The following is a 14,293-nucleotide window of genomic DNA, read 5'->3' on the forward strand; positions in this document are numbered from 1 at the left end:
CGCAGCGACGCCCTTAGAGGATGCTCTCGCCAATGTCGGTTCGGACGCACCTGACGAGCTTGTGGGGGCGCTTGAACCACTCGCTCGCGGTGAGTCACCCGGTACGTTAGAGACATCCGGGTACGTCGTACATTCGCTGCAAACAGCGCTCCACTATGGGCTACTCGCAGATAGTGCTGAGGAGGCGATCGTGACGGCGGTGAACCGTGGCGGTGATACTGATACGATCGGCGCGATTGCCGGTGCGGTCGCTGGTGCGCGGTTCGGGGCGTCACAGCTGCCGGATCGGTGGTTGCGTGCGATCGACGAGACTGATGAACTTGATACGGTGGCAGCGCAGCTCGTGAAGGTGGCGTGATGTACGTGTTGGCGTTCGACCGGGATTGCACGATAGATGTGAATCCCCATCCACAGCGGGAGGCGGTCCCGCTTGAGTGGGTTCGGTACTGGGCGCATGAGAGTGCCCACGAGGTATGGGCGATCGCTTATTGAATCAGCCGCTGAACCGAGCGGACACGTGAACCCTTATTGATCAACAGTTGCCTCACTGACTCAGTTCTTCGTACGATTCAACGATAGACAGGTCCCCTTCTAGTTTTGATGCAAGCGTCGGGCTTCGCGCATCGAGTTTGACGCGTTCGTGTTGCCAATCAAGTTCGTCTTTACCGCGCCACACGCCGTAGACAGACACGCTCGGGACCTCGATAATCCCGAACACGATCGCCAGCATGTACAGGAGGATTTCGATTTTACGCCAACTCGCTGTGGCTTCGTCTGGGAATTCACTCGGTAGATCCACCCGCTGGCCTAACAGTCGGTGGGCTCGCGCTCGTTCGACGAAGTTTCGGTCATTGCTGAACAGCAGGATGTCGTTCCGATATTCACGGTCGTACTTGTCGTATGCGTCGATGATCGCTTCGTCACCTTCGTCGCTGTGGACTTCAACTGCTTGTTCAATGTCTCGAATCCGCCGGTAGGTAAGCAGCCCGAGTCGCCCGATGCGCGCCGATCCAAGTGGCTGATTCCAATATGCCTCGTACACGTCGCCGAACGCGTTGACGAACGGATCAGTGTCGTGGCACTTGTAGTCCCAGTCTAGTTCGTCACGAACGCCTGTTGCGAGCACGGACCCGTTGACGTATCCGATTCCGCTGTCAGGGTCGTTCAACCCGAGGATGCGACCGATCGGCCTTTGAGAATCGCAATGACCTGTCGGTACGCTGTATCCTGCTCGTTTCGGGTGTTACGGAGTTCGAAAAAGCCACCCAACTGGGTAACACAGTACAATAGAATGCACACTTGTTTTATTAGATGGATGAATATAGTGGTACAATGGTTCGAAGTCCATGTACCGGCATCTGCATGCTTGATAACGGTGAATGCACCGGGTGTGGACGGACTATCGAAGAGATTACCTCGTGGCGATCGATGAGTCCTGAAGAACAAAGCGCAGTGATTGAAGCCATCGAAAGCGGTGCCCGGAAGTATCCAACTGACGAATGAGCGATCGCTCCAACCAGCGCGAGCCCGACGTAACTACTGCGGCCTCACCGGGTCACCGCACTGGGAGCATTCTGCAAAGAGTCGCTTTTGGCCGTTTACCTCGTACTCGATGAGTACGGCAGTCTCGGGGACAGCGGCGCTGCAGAATGGGCACGTTCCGAGCGTAGATACTGCGTGCGACATGAGTGTAAGGGGAGGAACTTGGAGCGTGTGACAGTGTCCAAGTTCCATGTACTCGTTTGTGCTCTGGAGTAAAAAGTACCAGCCAACCGTAGTGAAAGTGAAATGAGCTATCTTCGCTTTGTGACCGGTCGACGGCTGCGTACAGAAATCACGGAGAAATCCCACGGCTTCAATCGTGGGTGGCTGTTACCATTGTCGCGAAGATTGCTCGTTCGAGTCCGATGCTGTCGGTGGCGCAGTACGGAAGCTCGCAGCGCTTCTCAAAGATGGCTCGCCAACTGACGCGACAGCACTCACGGTGAGTCAACGCACCGCAAAAGCAGACACAGACGCTTTCGCTCCGATCGCTCCGCGACATCCTGCACCTGCTGTCTCTCCTGCTCAATCAAAGCGTAACGATCGCTGGTGCTGTGTTGCTCAACTCAGCTATGAAACGTCGTAGCGCAACAGCACGCCATCGTCGAGCCGTTCCACGTCAATCAATTCCAGTGATGGAAACGATGAGACGAATCCCTCGCCATCGGCGAGTGTCGGTGCGTCCCGCCCGCCGATGACTTTCGAGCCAACGTAGACCGAGAGCTCGTCGACGAGGCTGGCCTCGAACAGCGAGTAGATGATCTCGCCGCCGCCTTCGACCAACAGCCGATCGATCCCCTCGGCCTCGAGTGCGGCGAGTCCTTCGGTGAGATCCACTCGTGAATCTCCTGCAGAAACGACTTCGGCGCCGCAATCTGTTAGCGTTCCAATGCGGTCGTCCGGTGCGGTCTCCGCAGTAAGTAGGTAGGTGGTTGCCTCGTCGTCGAGAATCCGAGCGTCCGTTGGGGTGCGGGCTCGCGAATCCACGACGACACGAGCGGGGTTCCCGGGGCGACCGTTTCGCAGACGCTGGACGCGGCGGTCCTCGACATCAAGGGTGAGGTGTGGGTCGTCTGCAAGGACGGTTCCGATACCCACTAACACAGCGTCGGCCGCGGCGCGGATCCGGTCGACTCGATCGAAGTCTGCCGGCCCACTGATCGCGATCTGCTCGCGCCGACGCGACGAGAGCTTTCCGTCGACGCTCATTGCCGCGTTGACCACGACGTACATATGTGATCGATCGGGTGGTGGCGGTATGGTCGTTACGGTGTTGAGGTACTTCCGACCAAATATCGGGATAGTTACAGGTAAAAACCGATCGAGTACACGTCTGTCAACTACCTGGTGACAGAGGGTGATCGGTATACAATGGCAAACAACTAAGTCCGTGTTTGCGGTAGCTCTGGTATGTCGCTTTCTGTTCGAATGCTCGGTTGGGGAATCCCGCCAAATGTCACGGGTGGCTTGGATACTCATGTCGGGTATCTCGTCGACGAACTCGTCGACCACGGGGTGGATATTGAACTGATTTTCCCAGCGGAGTTCGCACCGGAGGAGGAACGCCCTGAGCTTGTTCCCGTCGAAACCGGTGAGGGGGACATCAGGAGCCGCATTGGGCGACTCACTGGGACGTTCGTCGAACGGTCTGCGGATGCGGACATCATCCACACCCACGATTGGTTCGGATACGCCCCTGGCAAGCAGGCTGCCGAACACAGCGACGCCCAGTGGGTCGCGTCATTTCACTCACTGTCGTCGGATCGGAACATCGATCCGCCACAGATCGAGGTCGAAACCGAACAGAAGCTGGCCAACGAGGCGGACCACCTCATTTCGGTGAGCCAGATTGTGGCTGACGACGTCCGTGAGCTGTACGGCGCAGAGTCGACCGTAATTCACAACGGCTTTGCCTCGGTCGAACCCTCTGGCGAGATTGACGTTCGTGCTGAACACGAAATCGACGGGCCCATGCTGCTTTTTGTGGGACGGCACACTGACCAGAAGGGAATTGGCCACCTGCTGTACGCGATGAAAAAAATCCGCCGAACTGATGTGACGCTCGTTATCGGCGGGAGCGGTCACCAGACCGATCAGCTGAAACAGTTTGCATCGCTGCTTGGGATCGACGACCAGGTAAAATTTGTCGGCTACATCCCGAGCAAAACGCTGGGTGACTACTACGAAGCCGCAGACGTGTTCGTGTCGCCGTCGCTTGCGGAGCCGTTTGGGCTGACCATCACTGAGGCGTTAGCCGCGGGCGCCCACGTTGTCGCAACGCGATCCGGTGTCAGAGAAACGCTTCCTGATGGGCTGTTGATTGAGGTAACGCCGGATTCAGAATCGATCGCCGACGGAATTCAACAAGCACTCAGCCGGACCGAACCACCCGAGTACGAACCGTACACGTGGGCAGAGATGACAGAAGAGATTATCGAACTCTACGAGGACGTCACGGCCTGAGACGGAGTATGGACGGTGCGGTCTGTTCGCAGCGTCGTCATTCTATCGCGCAATAGATTCGTTAGGCTGTCGTGGGTATGTCGCCGTCTCGAACCACAGTAATCTCGGTGGCTGGTTCGGGATGGACGATTCGGAACCCCCGACGAGTCCGAATGACACCTCGCGTGCTTGTCTGTGAGTCCGCAGACTGATACGACGTTCCTTCGCCGCGCTGGTACGCGCTGTCGCCGCGCTGGTAGGAGCTTTCATCGGGTTGGTACGGATTCTGTCGATCGTAACTGGTACCTGCGCCATCGTAGGGAGTCTGGCGGTCACGGGGAACGGGCGTGTTGGCCTCTTCGGGCGGGAGATAGATCCGCTCGCCGCTTTCGGATCGAATGACGAACGCAACGTCTGTTTCTCCAGAGACTCTAATCTCTGTTCGGCCATTCTCGATTGACGTGGTGTACTCGACGCGATCAGCCATACTGGCACCTACAGGGCCATGGTAGTTAGTCCTGCTGTCCGCTTGCGGCTCTGAGTGACGTGGCGTTTGAACTGATCGCACCCAGTAGCGCGCGAACAGTTTTACCCCAAGGCGTCCCAACAACGAATGATGGATATCGATAGCCATGCCGAAGAGCTCGCCTCCGCTCTCGGTGTTGACAAAACGGAGGTCAAAACCGACCTGCAGAACCTGCTGCAGTACAGCGTTCCGATCGACGAAGCCAAACAGAGCATTCGCCGAAAACACGGCGGTGGCGGATCGCAGTCGTCTACACCGGAGACGGTCTCGATCGAAGACGTCACCACCGATCACGGTTCGGTCAATGTGACGGTTCGGGTGTTAACTGTCGGGACGCGGACGATCCAGTACCAAGGCGAAGAGAATACGATTCGAGAGGGGAAACTCGCAGACGAGACCGGAGTGATATCGTACACGTCCTGGCAGGACTTTGGCTTCGAGCCCGGCGACTCGCTGACGATTGGTAACGCCGGCGTGCGCGAGTGGGACGGCCACCCTGAATTGAATCTCGGCGCAAACACGACCGTCGCATTCGCTGAAGACTCTGTGTCGGTTCCGTATGATGTCGGAGGCGACGCGACGCTTTTCGAACTCGAGCCAGGCGATCGGGGTCGCACTGTCGAGGTCCGCATCATCGAGGTCGAAGAGCGAACAATAAACGGCCGAAACGGCGAGACAGAAATCCTTTCGGGCGTGCTCGCAGATGAGACGACCCGACTCCCGTTCACTGACTGGCAGCCCCGGTCGGAGATCTCTGAAGGAGCCGAAGTACGAATCGAGGACGTCTACGTTCGAGAATTCCGTGGTGCGCCCTCGATCAACCTCTCGGAGTTTTCGACGGTCTCCCCGCTGGAGCGGTCAATCGACATCAACGACGAGCCACCGGAGCTGTCGATCGCCGAGGCCGTCGGAGCCGGCGGGATGTACGACGTTGCCGTAACAGGTACAATCCTCGAGATTCGCGACGGCTCGGGGCTGATCGAGCGGTGTCCCGACTGCGGACGCGTGATTCAAAACGGGCAGTGTCGGAGCCACGGTGCGGTCGACGGTGAAGACGATCTGCGTATCAAAGCGATCGTCGACGACGGTACACAGGCACTAACTGCGATTCTCGGAACCGAGTTGACCGCAGAAATTTACGGCGGCGGTGTCGAGGCCGCGAAAGACGCTGCTCGCGAGGCGATGGACAAGGGAGTCGTCACAGACGAGATCGCCGAGACGCTCGTTGGACGGGCGTATCGCTTGCGTGGGCGGCTCTCGGTCGATGAGTATGGGGCGAACCTCTCCGTTGACGAGTTCGACCCGATCGACGAATCGCCAGCCGACGCTGCACGCGCAGTGTTGACGGAGGTGCGATCATGAGCCAACCCGAGGCAGCTGTGGAGGTGCGATCATGAGCACAGCAGACAAAGACTCTGGCCCAGGACAACGGGAGGTCGCCCACCGTCTCTTCGCAGCCGAGTTCGACGATACAACGCTCTCGTATTCCGAAAGCGACGAAGAGCGCGCGCCGAACTACGTCGTTACGCCCACGGGCGCGCGGGTGAACCGGCTCTTTGTCGCCGGTGTACTGACCGAAGTCGAACGGGTCAACAACGAAACGCTTCGCGGGCGGGTCGTCGATCCGACCGGCGCGTTCGTCACCTACGCGGGCCAGTATCAGCCGGGCGAACAGACGTTTCTGGATACGGCCTCGCCGCCAGCATTTGTTTCGCTGACCGGAAAGGCCCGGACTTTCGAACCGGAGGATTCGGACATGGTGTATACGTCGGTCCGTCCTGAAAGCCTCGCAGTCGTCGATGCAGAGACTCGCGATCGGGCGATTGTCACAGCCGCAAAATCGACGCTCGATCGCCTCGCCGTTTTCAAGCGAGCGCTTGAATCGGATCTCCGTGGGGACGCACTGGAGACGGCGCTTTTGGCAGGCGAGGCCCCGCAGTCGCTGGCAGCAGGGATTCCACGGGCAATCGAACACTACGGAACGACCCAAGCGTACGTTGAAGCGCTGCGACAGCTGGCCGTTGATGCTTTAGCGGTCGTCACCGGGGACCGCGAAGAGGTGGGGAGACTCAACGTTTCGGTGGACGACCCCGCTCCAACGTCGATCGGTCCACTCCCGTCGACGGACGTGACAATCGACGATCAGGCTGTCGACAACAGCGTCGCCACGGAAACAGAACCTGTGCCAGCGGGTGCGGACACAGCTGATACAGCGGATATAGCAAACGCAGCAGATACAGTAGATGCAGCAGATACCACAGATTCGGATGCTCTCCCGGAGTTCGAATCGACGGCTGCATCCGAACGAGAGACGAGTGCAGAGTCGGCCTCGTCAGCAGAGCCAACTGAGTCGCCGAGTGAAACAGGATCGACAGCACCTGCCTCGACAGCTGAATCGACAGAATCCGCCTCGACAGCCGACCCGACAGAATCCGCCTCGACAGCTGAATCGCCGGATCCATCGGACGCTGCAGAATCGATAGGTTCGGCAGCATCGACAGACGCACCAAGTCCGATGGAGTCATCGAGTTCGACTGGATCGGCAGTGGACTCCCCTGAGTCAGCCGTGGACCCCGCAGAATCCGTGTCCACTCCTGATGAATCGACGAGCGCAAATGAAACCGTGAACGCGGATTCGACCGGCAGTGAGACTCTCGAAACAGATACTGAGCCACCAGAAGCTGACGCGGACACGTCTCCGGCGGGTTCTGTGGATGAACCTGAACCCGAACCGGAAGCCGATTTCGATCCAACAGACATCGACGGGATGTACGAAATGGACGACGAGGAGCGTGAGGCAGTCGAATCGGAGTTCGGAACGGAGTTTTCGACCGGATCTGAGGTTGATCCAGCTGGTGAAGCGGATATTGATGTCCCAGACGCAGACGAGTTCGAGGCTGAATCCTCGGCCGCATCGGAAACAGACTCCAGCTCTGGACTCGGCGACTTTCAGGATACGATCGCCGACGACTCAGCTAGTGAAGCTGAACCCGATGTCGGTAGTGAGCCATCAGAGGCTGCCAGTGATTCTGGCGCAGACGACTCCGGGACAGATCTTGACGGTGAATCCGCGGATGTCTCTGCCGACGTGAATCTCGAAGACGCCGCGATCGAACTCATGGACGAACTCGATGACGGTGATGGGGTTGCACGATCGACTGTGACCGCACAAATCGCTGAAACACACGGAGTGGAGCAGCAAGCGGTCGACGATGCGATCGAAGAGGCGCTGTTGAGCGGGCGGTGTTACGAGCCAACGGACGGAATCCTGAAATCGATCTGATGGCTACCGCCCGAAGTCGCGTCTCTCCGGTTCCAGACAAACCCGCAGCGACGATCGATACTGGGAACGGGCGCGCAGTTGCGATCGCGGATTATCACGCCGGTATCGAGGCCGGGCTACGGTACGAACGCGGAGTAGAGCTGCCGAGCAACGCAGCCGTTCGGCTCGATCGGGTGTTAGAACTCATCGACGACACTGGGGCCGATCGACTGATTGTGCTCGGTGACCTCGGACATCGAATTGGCAACCCGGTCGGAGCGGAGGGAGCGGAACTGGATGACTTCGTTTCGGCGGTGACCGCGCGGGTCCCGCTGTCGATCGCGACCGGCAATCACGACGGCGGGATTGCCGACCGATACGCGACGCGTGAACGGGTGACTGTGCACCCCTCCTCAGGCGGAACGATCGGTGGCCCAGACAACGACGCAGTCGGCCTCATCCACGGTCACACGTGGCCCGATCGCTCGGTTTTGTCCGCGGAGGTGATCTGTATGGGCCACGAACACCCAGAAGTTCGACTCAAAGACAGCGTCGGTGGGACCCGTACAGCGCCCGTCTGGCTTCGGGGCCGACTCGATCGCGAATTGATCGCCGCGGAGCTCGACACAACGGCAGCCACCGTAGAGGCAAGTCTGCCTGACCCAGAGGTCGTCGTCTTCCCTGCGTTCAACGACCGATCGGGCGGCACGTGGATCAATGTCCCTGGACAGGGCTTTCTCTCGCCGTTCCTGCCAGAGGCGCTCGTCGACGGCGAAGCGTATCTGCTTGATGGGACACGCCTTGGTGACTACGAACAGGTGTGAGAACGGAGCGCGACACGTACGAGCGGGTGTAACGACACGCAGTAGGGCACGTACGAACCGGCGTCAACTGGTATCGACCGCTGGGCTTAATCCGCTCGCAGGGCTAAACCATACAATGAGTAGCGGCCCCGAGGCGTCTAGAATGGACGTGTTTTCTGTACTCGGCGATCGGGTCCGAGAAGCGCTTTCTGCGCGTGGCTTTTCGACCCCAACCGATCCCCAGCGGAAGGCGATCGGGCCGATCGCGAGCGGCGCCAACGCGCTCGTCATCGCGCCGACAGGGACCGGCAAGACCGAAACCGCGATGCTCCCGGTGTTCAACTCGATCGTCGAACACGAGACAACCGAGGGGATCTCTGCGCTGTATATCACACCACTTCGAGCGCTCAACCGTGATATGCGCGAGCGCCTCGACTGGTGGGGCGAGTACCTAGATATCGATATCGACGTTCGCCACGGGGACACCACGCAGTACCAGCGCCGAAAGCAGGCTGAAGACCCCCCTGACGTGCTCGTGACGACACCTGAGACTCTGCAAGCGATGTTGACCGGCAAGAGGCTCCGATCGGCACTCTCGGACGTCGAACACGTGATCGTCGACGAAGTACACGAGCTTGCGGCATCAAAACGCGGTGCACAGTTGACGATCGGACTGGAGCGACTCCGCGTCGTAGCTGGCTCGTTCCAGCGCATCGGGCTATCTGCGACCGTCGGTGACCCAACAGAAGTTGGCCGCTTTCTCACCGGCTATCAGGGTGAATCCCGTCCATCACCGAGCGCCGATCGTGGGTTCGAAATCGTCGAAGTCGACGTTGGGAGCCGAGTGGCATTCGATGTCGTCCAGCCGGAGATCACACCTGACGACGAGGCGCTGGCCGGCGAACTCGCAACGAGTCCCGAGATGGCCAGCCACGTCCGCGCGATCAGGGACATCGTGGTCGACCATGAATCAGTCCTCATCTTCGTGAACACGAGACAGACCGCCGAGGCGCTTGGCTCGCGGTTCAAATCGCTCTCGCTGCCGATTGAGGTCCACCACGGCAGCCTCGCAAAGGACGCACGAATCGACGTCGAAGATCGGTTCAAATCCGGTGAGTTGGACGCACTCGTATGTACGTCCTCGATGGAACTCGGGATCGACGTTGGACGGGTCGATCACGTCGTCCAGTACGGGAGTCCACGGGAGGTCGCTCGGCTGCTCCAGCGTGTCGGCCGGGCAGGCCACAGCCACGATCGAGTCTCACACGGGACGATCATCACTGGCTCGCCGGACGACACCCTCGAGTCGATCGCGATCGCCCGACGCGCAGTCAGCGGCGCGGTCGAACCCGCCGGCATCCACCACGGCAGCCTCGACGTCGTGGCGAACCAGCTTGTTGGGCTCGTGATGGACGTCGGTGACGTATCGATCCGGGATGCGTACCGGCTCGTGACGAGTGCCTACCCGTTTCGTGACCTCACAACCGAGGCGTTCGACGCGGTGATCGACGAGCTTCGCGGCAACCGGCTCGTGTGGGTCGACGAGGAGCACGATCGGCTCGAAAAATCCGGCGGAACCTGGCAGTACTTCTATGCGAACCTCTCGATGATTCCCGACGAGGAGAACTACGAGGTACATGACATCTCCTCGCGGACCCAGATCGGGACGCTCGACGAGCGCTTTGTTGTGAACTTCGCCGAGCCCGGGGAGGTATTCATCCAGCGCGGCGAGATGTGGCGCATCAACGACATTGACGACGAGGAGACGCGCGTAAACGTTTCCCCGATCGAAGACCCGGGCGGGGAGGTGCCATCGTGGGTCGGTCAGGAGATTCCCGTCCCTGCGGCCGTTGCAGGTGAAGTCGGCGAAATCCGCGGGACCGTTGGACCACAGTTCGAGGCTGGCGGCTCGCGGGCCGCGATCGGTCGGGAACTTCGACACCGGTATCCAGTAGGTGAGTATGCGATCGAGGAGGCCCTCAAGCCGATTGAACGACACATCGACGCGGGCCATCCGGTGCCGACAGACGATCGGATCGTCGTCGAAAGCTACGGGCGGACGGTTCGGCTGAACGCCGCATTCGGCCACGAGATCAACGAGACGCTCGGGCGCTTGCTGTCGGCGCTGGTTGGCCAACAGACTGGCTCGTCAGTCGCGATGGAGGTCGATCCCTACCGGATCAGCTTCGAAGTCCCAGGTGGGGTCGGCCCAGGAGTATTCATCGAAATTCTGGAGACGACAGACCCAGATCATCTTGAAACGTATCTTGAGCTCGCATTGAAGCGATCGGATTCGCTGAAGTTCACCCTCGCGCAGGTTGCTGGCAAGTTCGGGTCGCTCAAGCGCTACCAGGGATCGAAGCGCTTCGGCGGCGATCGACTTGTGGCTGCGCTCGAAGACACCCCAGTGTACGACGAAGCTGTCCGGGAGATATTCCACCGAGATCTGGACGTCGACGGAACTGCTGATGTGCTTTCAGCGATACAGGCGGACGAAATTGCGATCGAGACTGCTCGCGGGGAAACGCCGATCGGGACAGATGGCCGATCGGCCGGTCGGGAGCTGTTGGTTCCAGAAAACGCTGATGCGAGCGTTATCGAAACCGTGCGAGATCGAATTAAAAACGATCGGATGTTGCTGTTTTGTCTGCACTGCGGAGAGTACGAGCGGCGAACCAAGGTGCGTCGAATCCGTGACCAGCCGCGGTGTCCGCACTGTGAGTCGACTCGTATTGCGGCGTTGAATCCATGGGCCGACGAGGTCGTGAGTGCAGTCAACGCAACGCAGAAAGATGCCGAACAGGAGAAGATGACCCGACGAGCGCACCGATCGGCGAGTCTTGTTCAAAGCCACGGCAAAACCGCGGTGATCGCAATGGCCGCTCGTGGCGTCGGCCCGCACAACGCTGCTCGCATTATCGGAAAACTCCGAGAAGACGAAGACGAATTCTACCGAGACATCCTGAAACAGGAACGCCAATACGCGCGAACGCAGTCGTTTTGGGACTGATAAATAGAAGATAGTAGAGCTAACCAACAGAAGGTATTGGCGGAGACCAACAGAAGGTATTAGCCTGCATCGATCAAACTCATCTATAATGCTCGACTATGTGGATCTTGAGGCGGACCTCGATGAAGAAGAGCGGATGGTCCGGGACACGGCGCGGGAGTTCGTCGAATCCGAGTACAAACCGATCGTCGGCGACCACTACATCGACGGGACGTTCCCAACGGATATCATTCCAAAGCTCGGAGAGCTTGGATTTTATGCACCGAATCTGGATGGCTACGGGCTCCCTGGGCTGAGCGAAACCGCATACGGGCTGCTCATGCAAGAGCTAGAAGCCGGCGACTCTGGGCTTCGATCCATGGCGAGCGTTCAGGGCGCGCTCGTGATGTATCCCATCCACGCGTACGGCTCTGAGTCACAGCGCGAACGGTGGCTACCGAAGCTTGGTCGTGGCGAAGCCGTCGGCTGTTTCGGGCTAACTGAACCCGAACACGGCTCGAATCCTGCGGGGATGGACACACACGCTGAAGCTGATCGCGACGGCGACGGCTACGTGCTCAATGGCTCGAAAACGTGGATCACGAACGCGCCGATCGCCGACGTTGCGGTCGTCTGGGCGCGCGATCGATCCGCTAATGGATCGCCGGTCCGTGGATTCCTCGTCGAAACCGATCGCGATGGCGTGACGACCAACGAGATTCACGAGAAGCTCTCGCTTCGGGCGTCGATCACCGGCGAAATAAGCCTCCAGAACGTGTTCGTCCCCGAAGCGAACGTGCTCCCCGGAGTCAGCGGCATGAAAGGGCCGCTGTCGTGTCTGACACAGGCGCGATACGGTATCGCCTGGGGGGCCGTCGGTGCCGCCCGTGACTGTTTCGAGACCGCGAGAGAGTACGCCCGTGACCGCGAGCAGTTTGACGGGCCGATCGCGCGGTTCCAACTTCAACAAGAAAAGCTCGCGGAGATGGCAACCCAGATCACGACTGCACAGCTATTGGCCTACCGACTGGCCGAACTCAAATCCGAAGGCAGGCTCCGGCCACAACAGGTCTCAATGGCAAAACGAAATAACGTCCGAATGGCTCGAGACCAATCTCGAATCGCCCGTGAGATACTCGGTGGAAACGGAATTACGGCCGATTACTCTCCGATGCGACACATGAGCAATATGGAGACCGTGTACACCTACGAAGGAACCCACGATATCCACTCACTGATCCTTGGGCACGACTTGACAGGGATTGCCGCGTTCGAGTGAGGACGCTCGGCTACCGCGAACAGGGAAACTCACAAAGGTGTGATTTCGACCGGAACCGCCCGCCACAGTCGATACAGACAACATCTCGACAGCCAGGTTCGGTCGTCACCGAGTGTCGGCCAATCCGAAACGGCTCACAGACTGCTCGTGGCTGAATCTGGTCGGGCACGAGCGACTCACGGTGTCTGCTCAACGCCGAGCGGAGCTTGATCGTCTCGATGTCTGTGTCCGTCCACTGCGGCGATCGCGCCGCCGCATCGTCATCGACAACTTCGGTCCAGCCGGTGACCACAACTGGCGATCGAGTTTCGGTATCGGTGACGACAATGACAAACTCAACGCCGTCTCGGGTGAGGACAAATCGCCAGCCGTCCGAGGAGTTCCAGCGAAGTTGCCCAGTTTCGATCGCCCGAGAAATGATCGGGAGCGAAATATACCGTCCCGGTTGGGTCAGCCGATCGCGGAGGTGGTCCGTCTGTGCGTATCGAGACGGGTCTCTGATTGGAGGGTCCTCCGGCGTCCGGTTCTTCGCTGGAGACTGTGGTTGTGGTTCGACGGCCGATCGTTGTACCGTGGCCGCGTACGCTTCCGGCTCGGGGAGCGAACCGATCCCGAGCATCTCTTCGACGCTTGGACCGCCCTGTCGGGATGCCACTACCTGGATATACTCGCGAACCAATATAAACGTTGAGTGTAATATGACAAATATTCACATTCAGACGGTGTTCCGATCGCCACTTCAGCATGCGATCGTCTCGGAGTCTGTGAAACCGAATCGCTGTGAATTTTACTGGCAAATCAAATCTGGCGTCGTGAGCAGTGGACTACCGTAGCATTTGCAACGCTTTCCAACAGGCCGGACCACATCCGGTTCGAGAGCGGCTGAGCAGGCAGCGCCTGAATAGCAGTGAGAAAACAACTGCAAACCGTAGTATAATTGCAAACGCCACTGTCGCCGGCGGGTGACGTTGCAGCAGGCCGAACCGGCTGAGGACGCACGATCGCCGATCGTGTTTTGCCGCTACTGACAGATCCGGGGGATCGATGTGTGTCCAGTTATCATGCGATAACCAGACATATGTTTCTATATTCACAGCAATTGGTCATTGTTTTTCGACGATCACACGAGATCAACGATGTTAAGTACGACCCTCTCCTCGGAATGAATGCGAAGAACGCAACGCGGTCTCGGGCCGTTCAATTCGGCTCGAAGTCGCGGGTCGCCACGGTTTCTCCGTGGGCGGATCGATTCAACGGGTTTATACACCCGGATCGGTTTCGTTCAGACCCAGAAGGAATGAGGATTGCCCCCCTGCGGTACGCCGTACACGAGGCGATCTGATGTGAGCCATACTGGATCGGTGCCACCCGAATACCCGTGACCACCCAGCACTACGCTGACCGCGTCACCATTCCGGTGACCCGATCCAACGGACCATGCAATATACCA

The 14,293-nt window shown here is 59.1% G+C and carries 13 protein-coding genes; 8 read left to right on the forward strand and 5 right to left on the reverse strand.

The genetic code is table 11. The annotated features are described in order from the left end of the window. On the forward strand, nucleotides 1-358 hold a 358-nt coding region (locus E5K03_RS12230), incomplete at its 5' end, for an ADP-ribosylglycohydrolase family protein (protein WP_171006689.1). A 186-nt stretch (nucleotides 359-544) separates the two neighbouring features. Here E5K03_RS12230 and E5K03_RS12240 read toward each other — a convergent pair. Further along, nucleotides 545-1,168 (reverse strand): hypothetical protein, encoded by a 624-nt coding sequence (locus E5K03_RS12240; RefSeq protein ID WP_138007115.1) that lies wholly within the window; start codon nucleotides 1,166-1,168, stop codon nucleotides 545-547. Between the two features lie 164 nt (nucleotides 1,169-1,332). Between E5K03_RS12240 and E5K03_RS12245 the strand changes: the two genes are divergently transcribed. Beyond that, a complete protein-coding gene (locus E5K03_RS12245; RefSeq protein WP_138007116.1) occupies nucleotides 1,333-1,503 on the forward strand; it encodes a DUF1289 domain-containing protein in 171 nt (56 codons plus the stop codon). Nucleotides 1,504-1,536: 33 nt separating this feature from the next. On the opposite strand, the gene E5K03_RS18015 is transcribed toward E5K03_RS12245, so the two are convergent. Together E5K03_RS18015 and E5K03_RS12255 are read right to left on the reverse strand one after the other, a co-directional pair. Continuing rightward, nucleotides 1,537-1,734: a DUF7837 family putative zinc-binding protein gene (locus tag E5K03_RS18015; RefSeq protein WP_138007117.1), complete on the reverse strand. Its 198-nt coding sequence runs from the start codon at nucleotides 1,732-1,734 to the stop codon at nucleotides 1,537-1,539. A gap of 378 nt (nucleotides 1,735-2,112) precedes the next feature. Further along, nucleotides 2,113-2,775 (reverse strand): 2,5-diamino-6-(ribosylamino)-4(3H)-pyrimidinone 5'-phosphate reductase, encoded by a 663-nt coding sequence (locus E5K03_RS12255; RefSeq protein ID WP_137197048.1) that lies wholly within the window; start codon nucleotides 2,773-2,775, stop codon nucleotides 2,113-2,115. Between the two features lie 195 nt (nucleotides 2,776-2,970). Here E5K03_RS12255 and E5K03_RS12260 point away from each other — a divergent pair, with 195 nt between their 5' ends. Continuing rightward, nucleotides 2,971-4,005 (forward strand): glycosyltransferase family 4 protein, encoded by a 1,035-nt coding sequence (locus E5K03_RS12260; RefSeq protein WP_138007123.1) that lies wholly within the window; start codon nucleotides 2,971-2,973, stop codon nucleotides 4,003-4,005. Between the two features lie 61 nt (nucleotides 4,006-4,066). On the opposite strand, the gene E5K03_RS12265 is transcribed toward E5K03_RS12260, so the two are convergent. After that, nucleotides 4,067-4,471: a DUF7510 family protein gene (locus E5K03_RS12265; protein WP_137197047.1), complete on the reverse strand. Its 405-nt coding sequence runs from the start codon at nucleotides 4,469-4,471 to the stop codon at nucleotides 4,067-4,069. A gap of 129 nt (nucleotides 4,472-4,600) precedes the next feature. On the opposite strand from E5K03_RS12265, the gene E5K03_RS12270 reads away from it, so the two are divergent. The 5 genes from E5K03_RS12270 to E5K03_RS12290 all read left to right on the forward strand — a co-directional run bounded on the left by E5K03_RS12270 (nucleotide 4,601) and on the right by E5K03_RS12290 (nucleotide 12,843). Beyond that, nucleotides 4,601-5,872 (forward strand): Single-stranded DNA binding protein, encoded by a 1,272-nt coding sequence (locus E5K03_RS12270; RefSeq protein WP_138007118.1) that lies wholly within the window; start codon nucleotides 4,601-4,603, stop codon nucleotides 5,870-5,872. Between the two features lie 31 nt (nucleotides 5,873-5,903). Then, nucleotides 5,904-7,793 carry a hypothetical protein gene (locus E5K03_RS12275; RefSeq protein ID WP_138007119.1) on the forward strand — a complete coding sequence of 630 codons (1,890 nt, stop codon included), beginning with the start codon at nucleotides 5,904-5,906 and terminating at the stop codon, nucleotides 7,791-7,793. Then, on the forward strand, nucleotides 7,793-8,596 hold the full coding sequence (locus tag E5K03_RS12280) for a metallophosphoesterase (RefSeq protein ID WP_138007120.1): 804 nt from the start codon (nucleotides 7,793-7,795) through the stop codon (nucleotides 8,594-8,596). Before E5K03_RS12275 ends, E5K03_RS12280 begins: the two co-directional genes overlap by 1 nt. Before the next feature lie 115 nt (nucleotides 8,597-8,711). Next, nucleotides 8,712-11,585 (forward strand): DEAD/DEAH box helicase, encoded by a 2,874-nt coding sequence (locus E5K03_RS12285; RefSeq protein WP_138007121.1) that lies wholly within the window; start codon nucleotides 8,712-8,714, stop codon nucleotides 11,583-11,585. Nucleotides 11,586-11,673: 88 nt separating this feature from the next. After that, entirely contained in the window at nucleotides 11,674-12,843 is a 1,170-nt protein-coding gene (locus E5K03_RS12290; protein WP_138007122.1) for an acyl-CoA dehydrogenase family protein, read from the forward strand. Between the two features lie 10 nt (nucleotides 12,844-12,853). On the opposite strand, the gene E5K03_RS12295 is transcribed toward E5K03_RS12290, so the two are convergent. After that, on the reverse strand, nucleotides 12,854-13,498 hold the full coding sequence (locus tag E5K03_RS12295) for a hypothetical protein (RefSeq protein WP_240730020.1): 645 nt from the start codon (nucleotides 13,496-13,498) through the stop codon (nucleotides 12,854-12,856). Nucleotides 13,499-14,293 lie beyond the last annotated feature (795 nt).

The organism is Halalkalirubrum salinum, assembly GCF_005543295.1.
Taxonomy (GTDB): Archaea; Halobacteriota; Halobacteria; order Halobacteriales; family Haloferacaceae; genus Halalkalirubrum; species Halalkalirubrum salinum.

What these genes read in the sequence shown, in the direction of transcription:
- E5K03_RS12245 (WP_138007116.1), top strand. Translation starts at nt 1,333, where the DNA reads ATGGTTCGAAGTCCATGTACCGGCATCTGCATGCTTGATAACGGTGAA.
- E5K03_RS18015 (WP_138007117.1), bottom strand. Translation starts at nt 1,734, where the DNA reads ATGGAACTTGGACACTGTCACACGCTCCAAGTTCCTCCCCTTACACTC.
- E5K03_RS12255 (WP_137197048.1), bottom strand. Translation starts at nt 2,775, where the DNA reads ATGTACGTCGTGGTCAACGCGGCAATGAGCGTCGACGGAAAGCTCTCG.
- E5K03_RS12260 (WP_138007123.1), top strand. Translation starts at nt 2,971, where the DNA reads ATGCTCGGTTGGGGAATCCCGCCAAATGTCACGGGTGGCTTGGATACT.
- E5K03_RS12265 (WP_137197047.1), bottom strand. Translation starts at nt 4,471, where the DNA reads ATGGCTGATCGCGTCGAGTACACCACGTCAATCGAGAATGGCCGAACA.
- E5K03_RS12270 (WP_138007118.1), top strand. Translation starts at nt 4,601, where the DNA reads ATGGATATCGATAGCCATGCCGAAGAGCTCGCCTCCGCTCTCGGTGTT.
- E5K03_RS12275 (WP_138007119.1), top strand. Translation starts at nt 5,904, where the DNA reads ATGAGCACAGCAGACAAAGACTCTGGCCCAGGACAACGGGAGGTCGCC.
- E5K03_RS12280 (WP_138007120.1), top strand. Translation starts at nt 7,793, where the DNA reads ATGGCTACCGCCCGAAGTCGCGTCTCTCCGGTTCCAGACAAACCCGCA.
- E5K03_RS12285 (WP_138007121.1), top strand. Translation starts at nt 8,712, where the DNA reads ATGAGTAGCGGCCCCGAGGCGTCTAGAATGGACGTGTTTTCTGTACTC.
- E5K03_RS12290 (WP_138007122.1), top strand. Translation starts at nt 11,674, where the DNA reads ATGCTCGACTATGTGGATCTTGAGGCGGACCTCGATGAAGAAGAGCGG.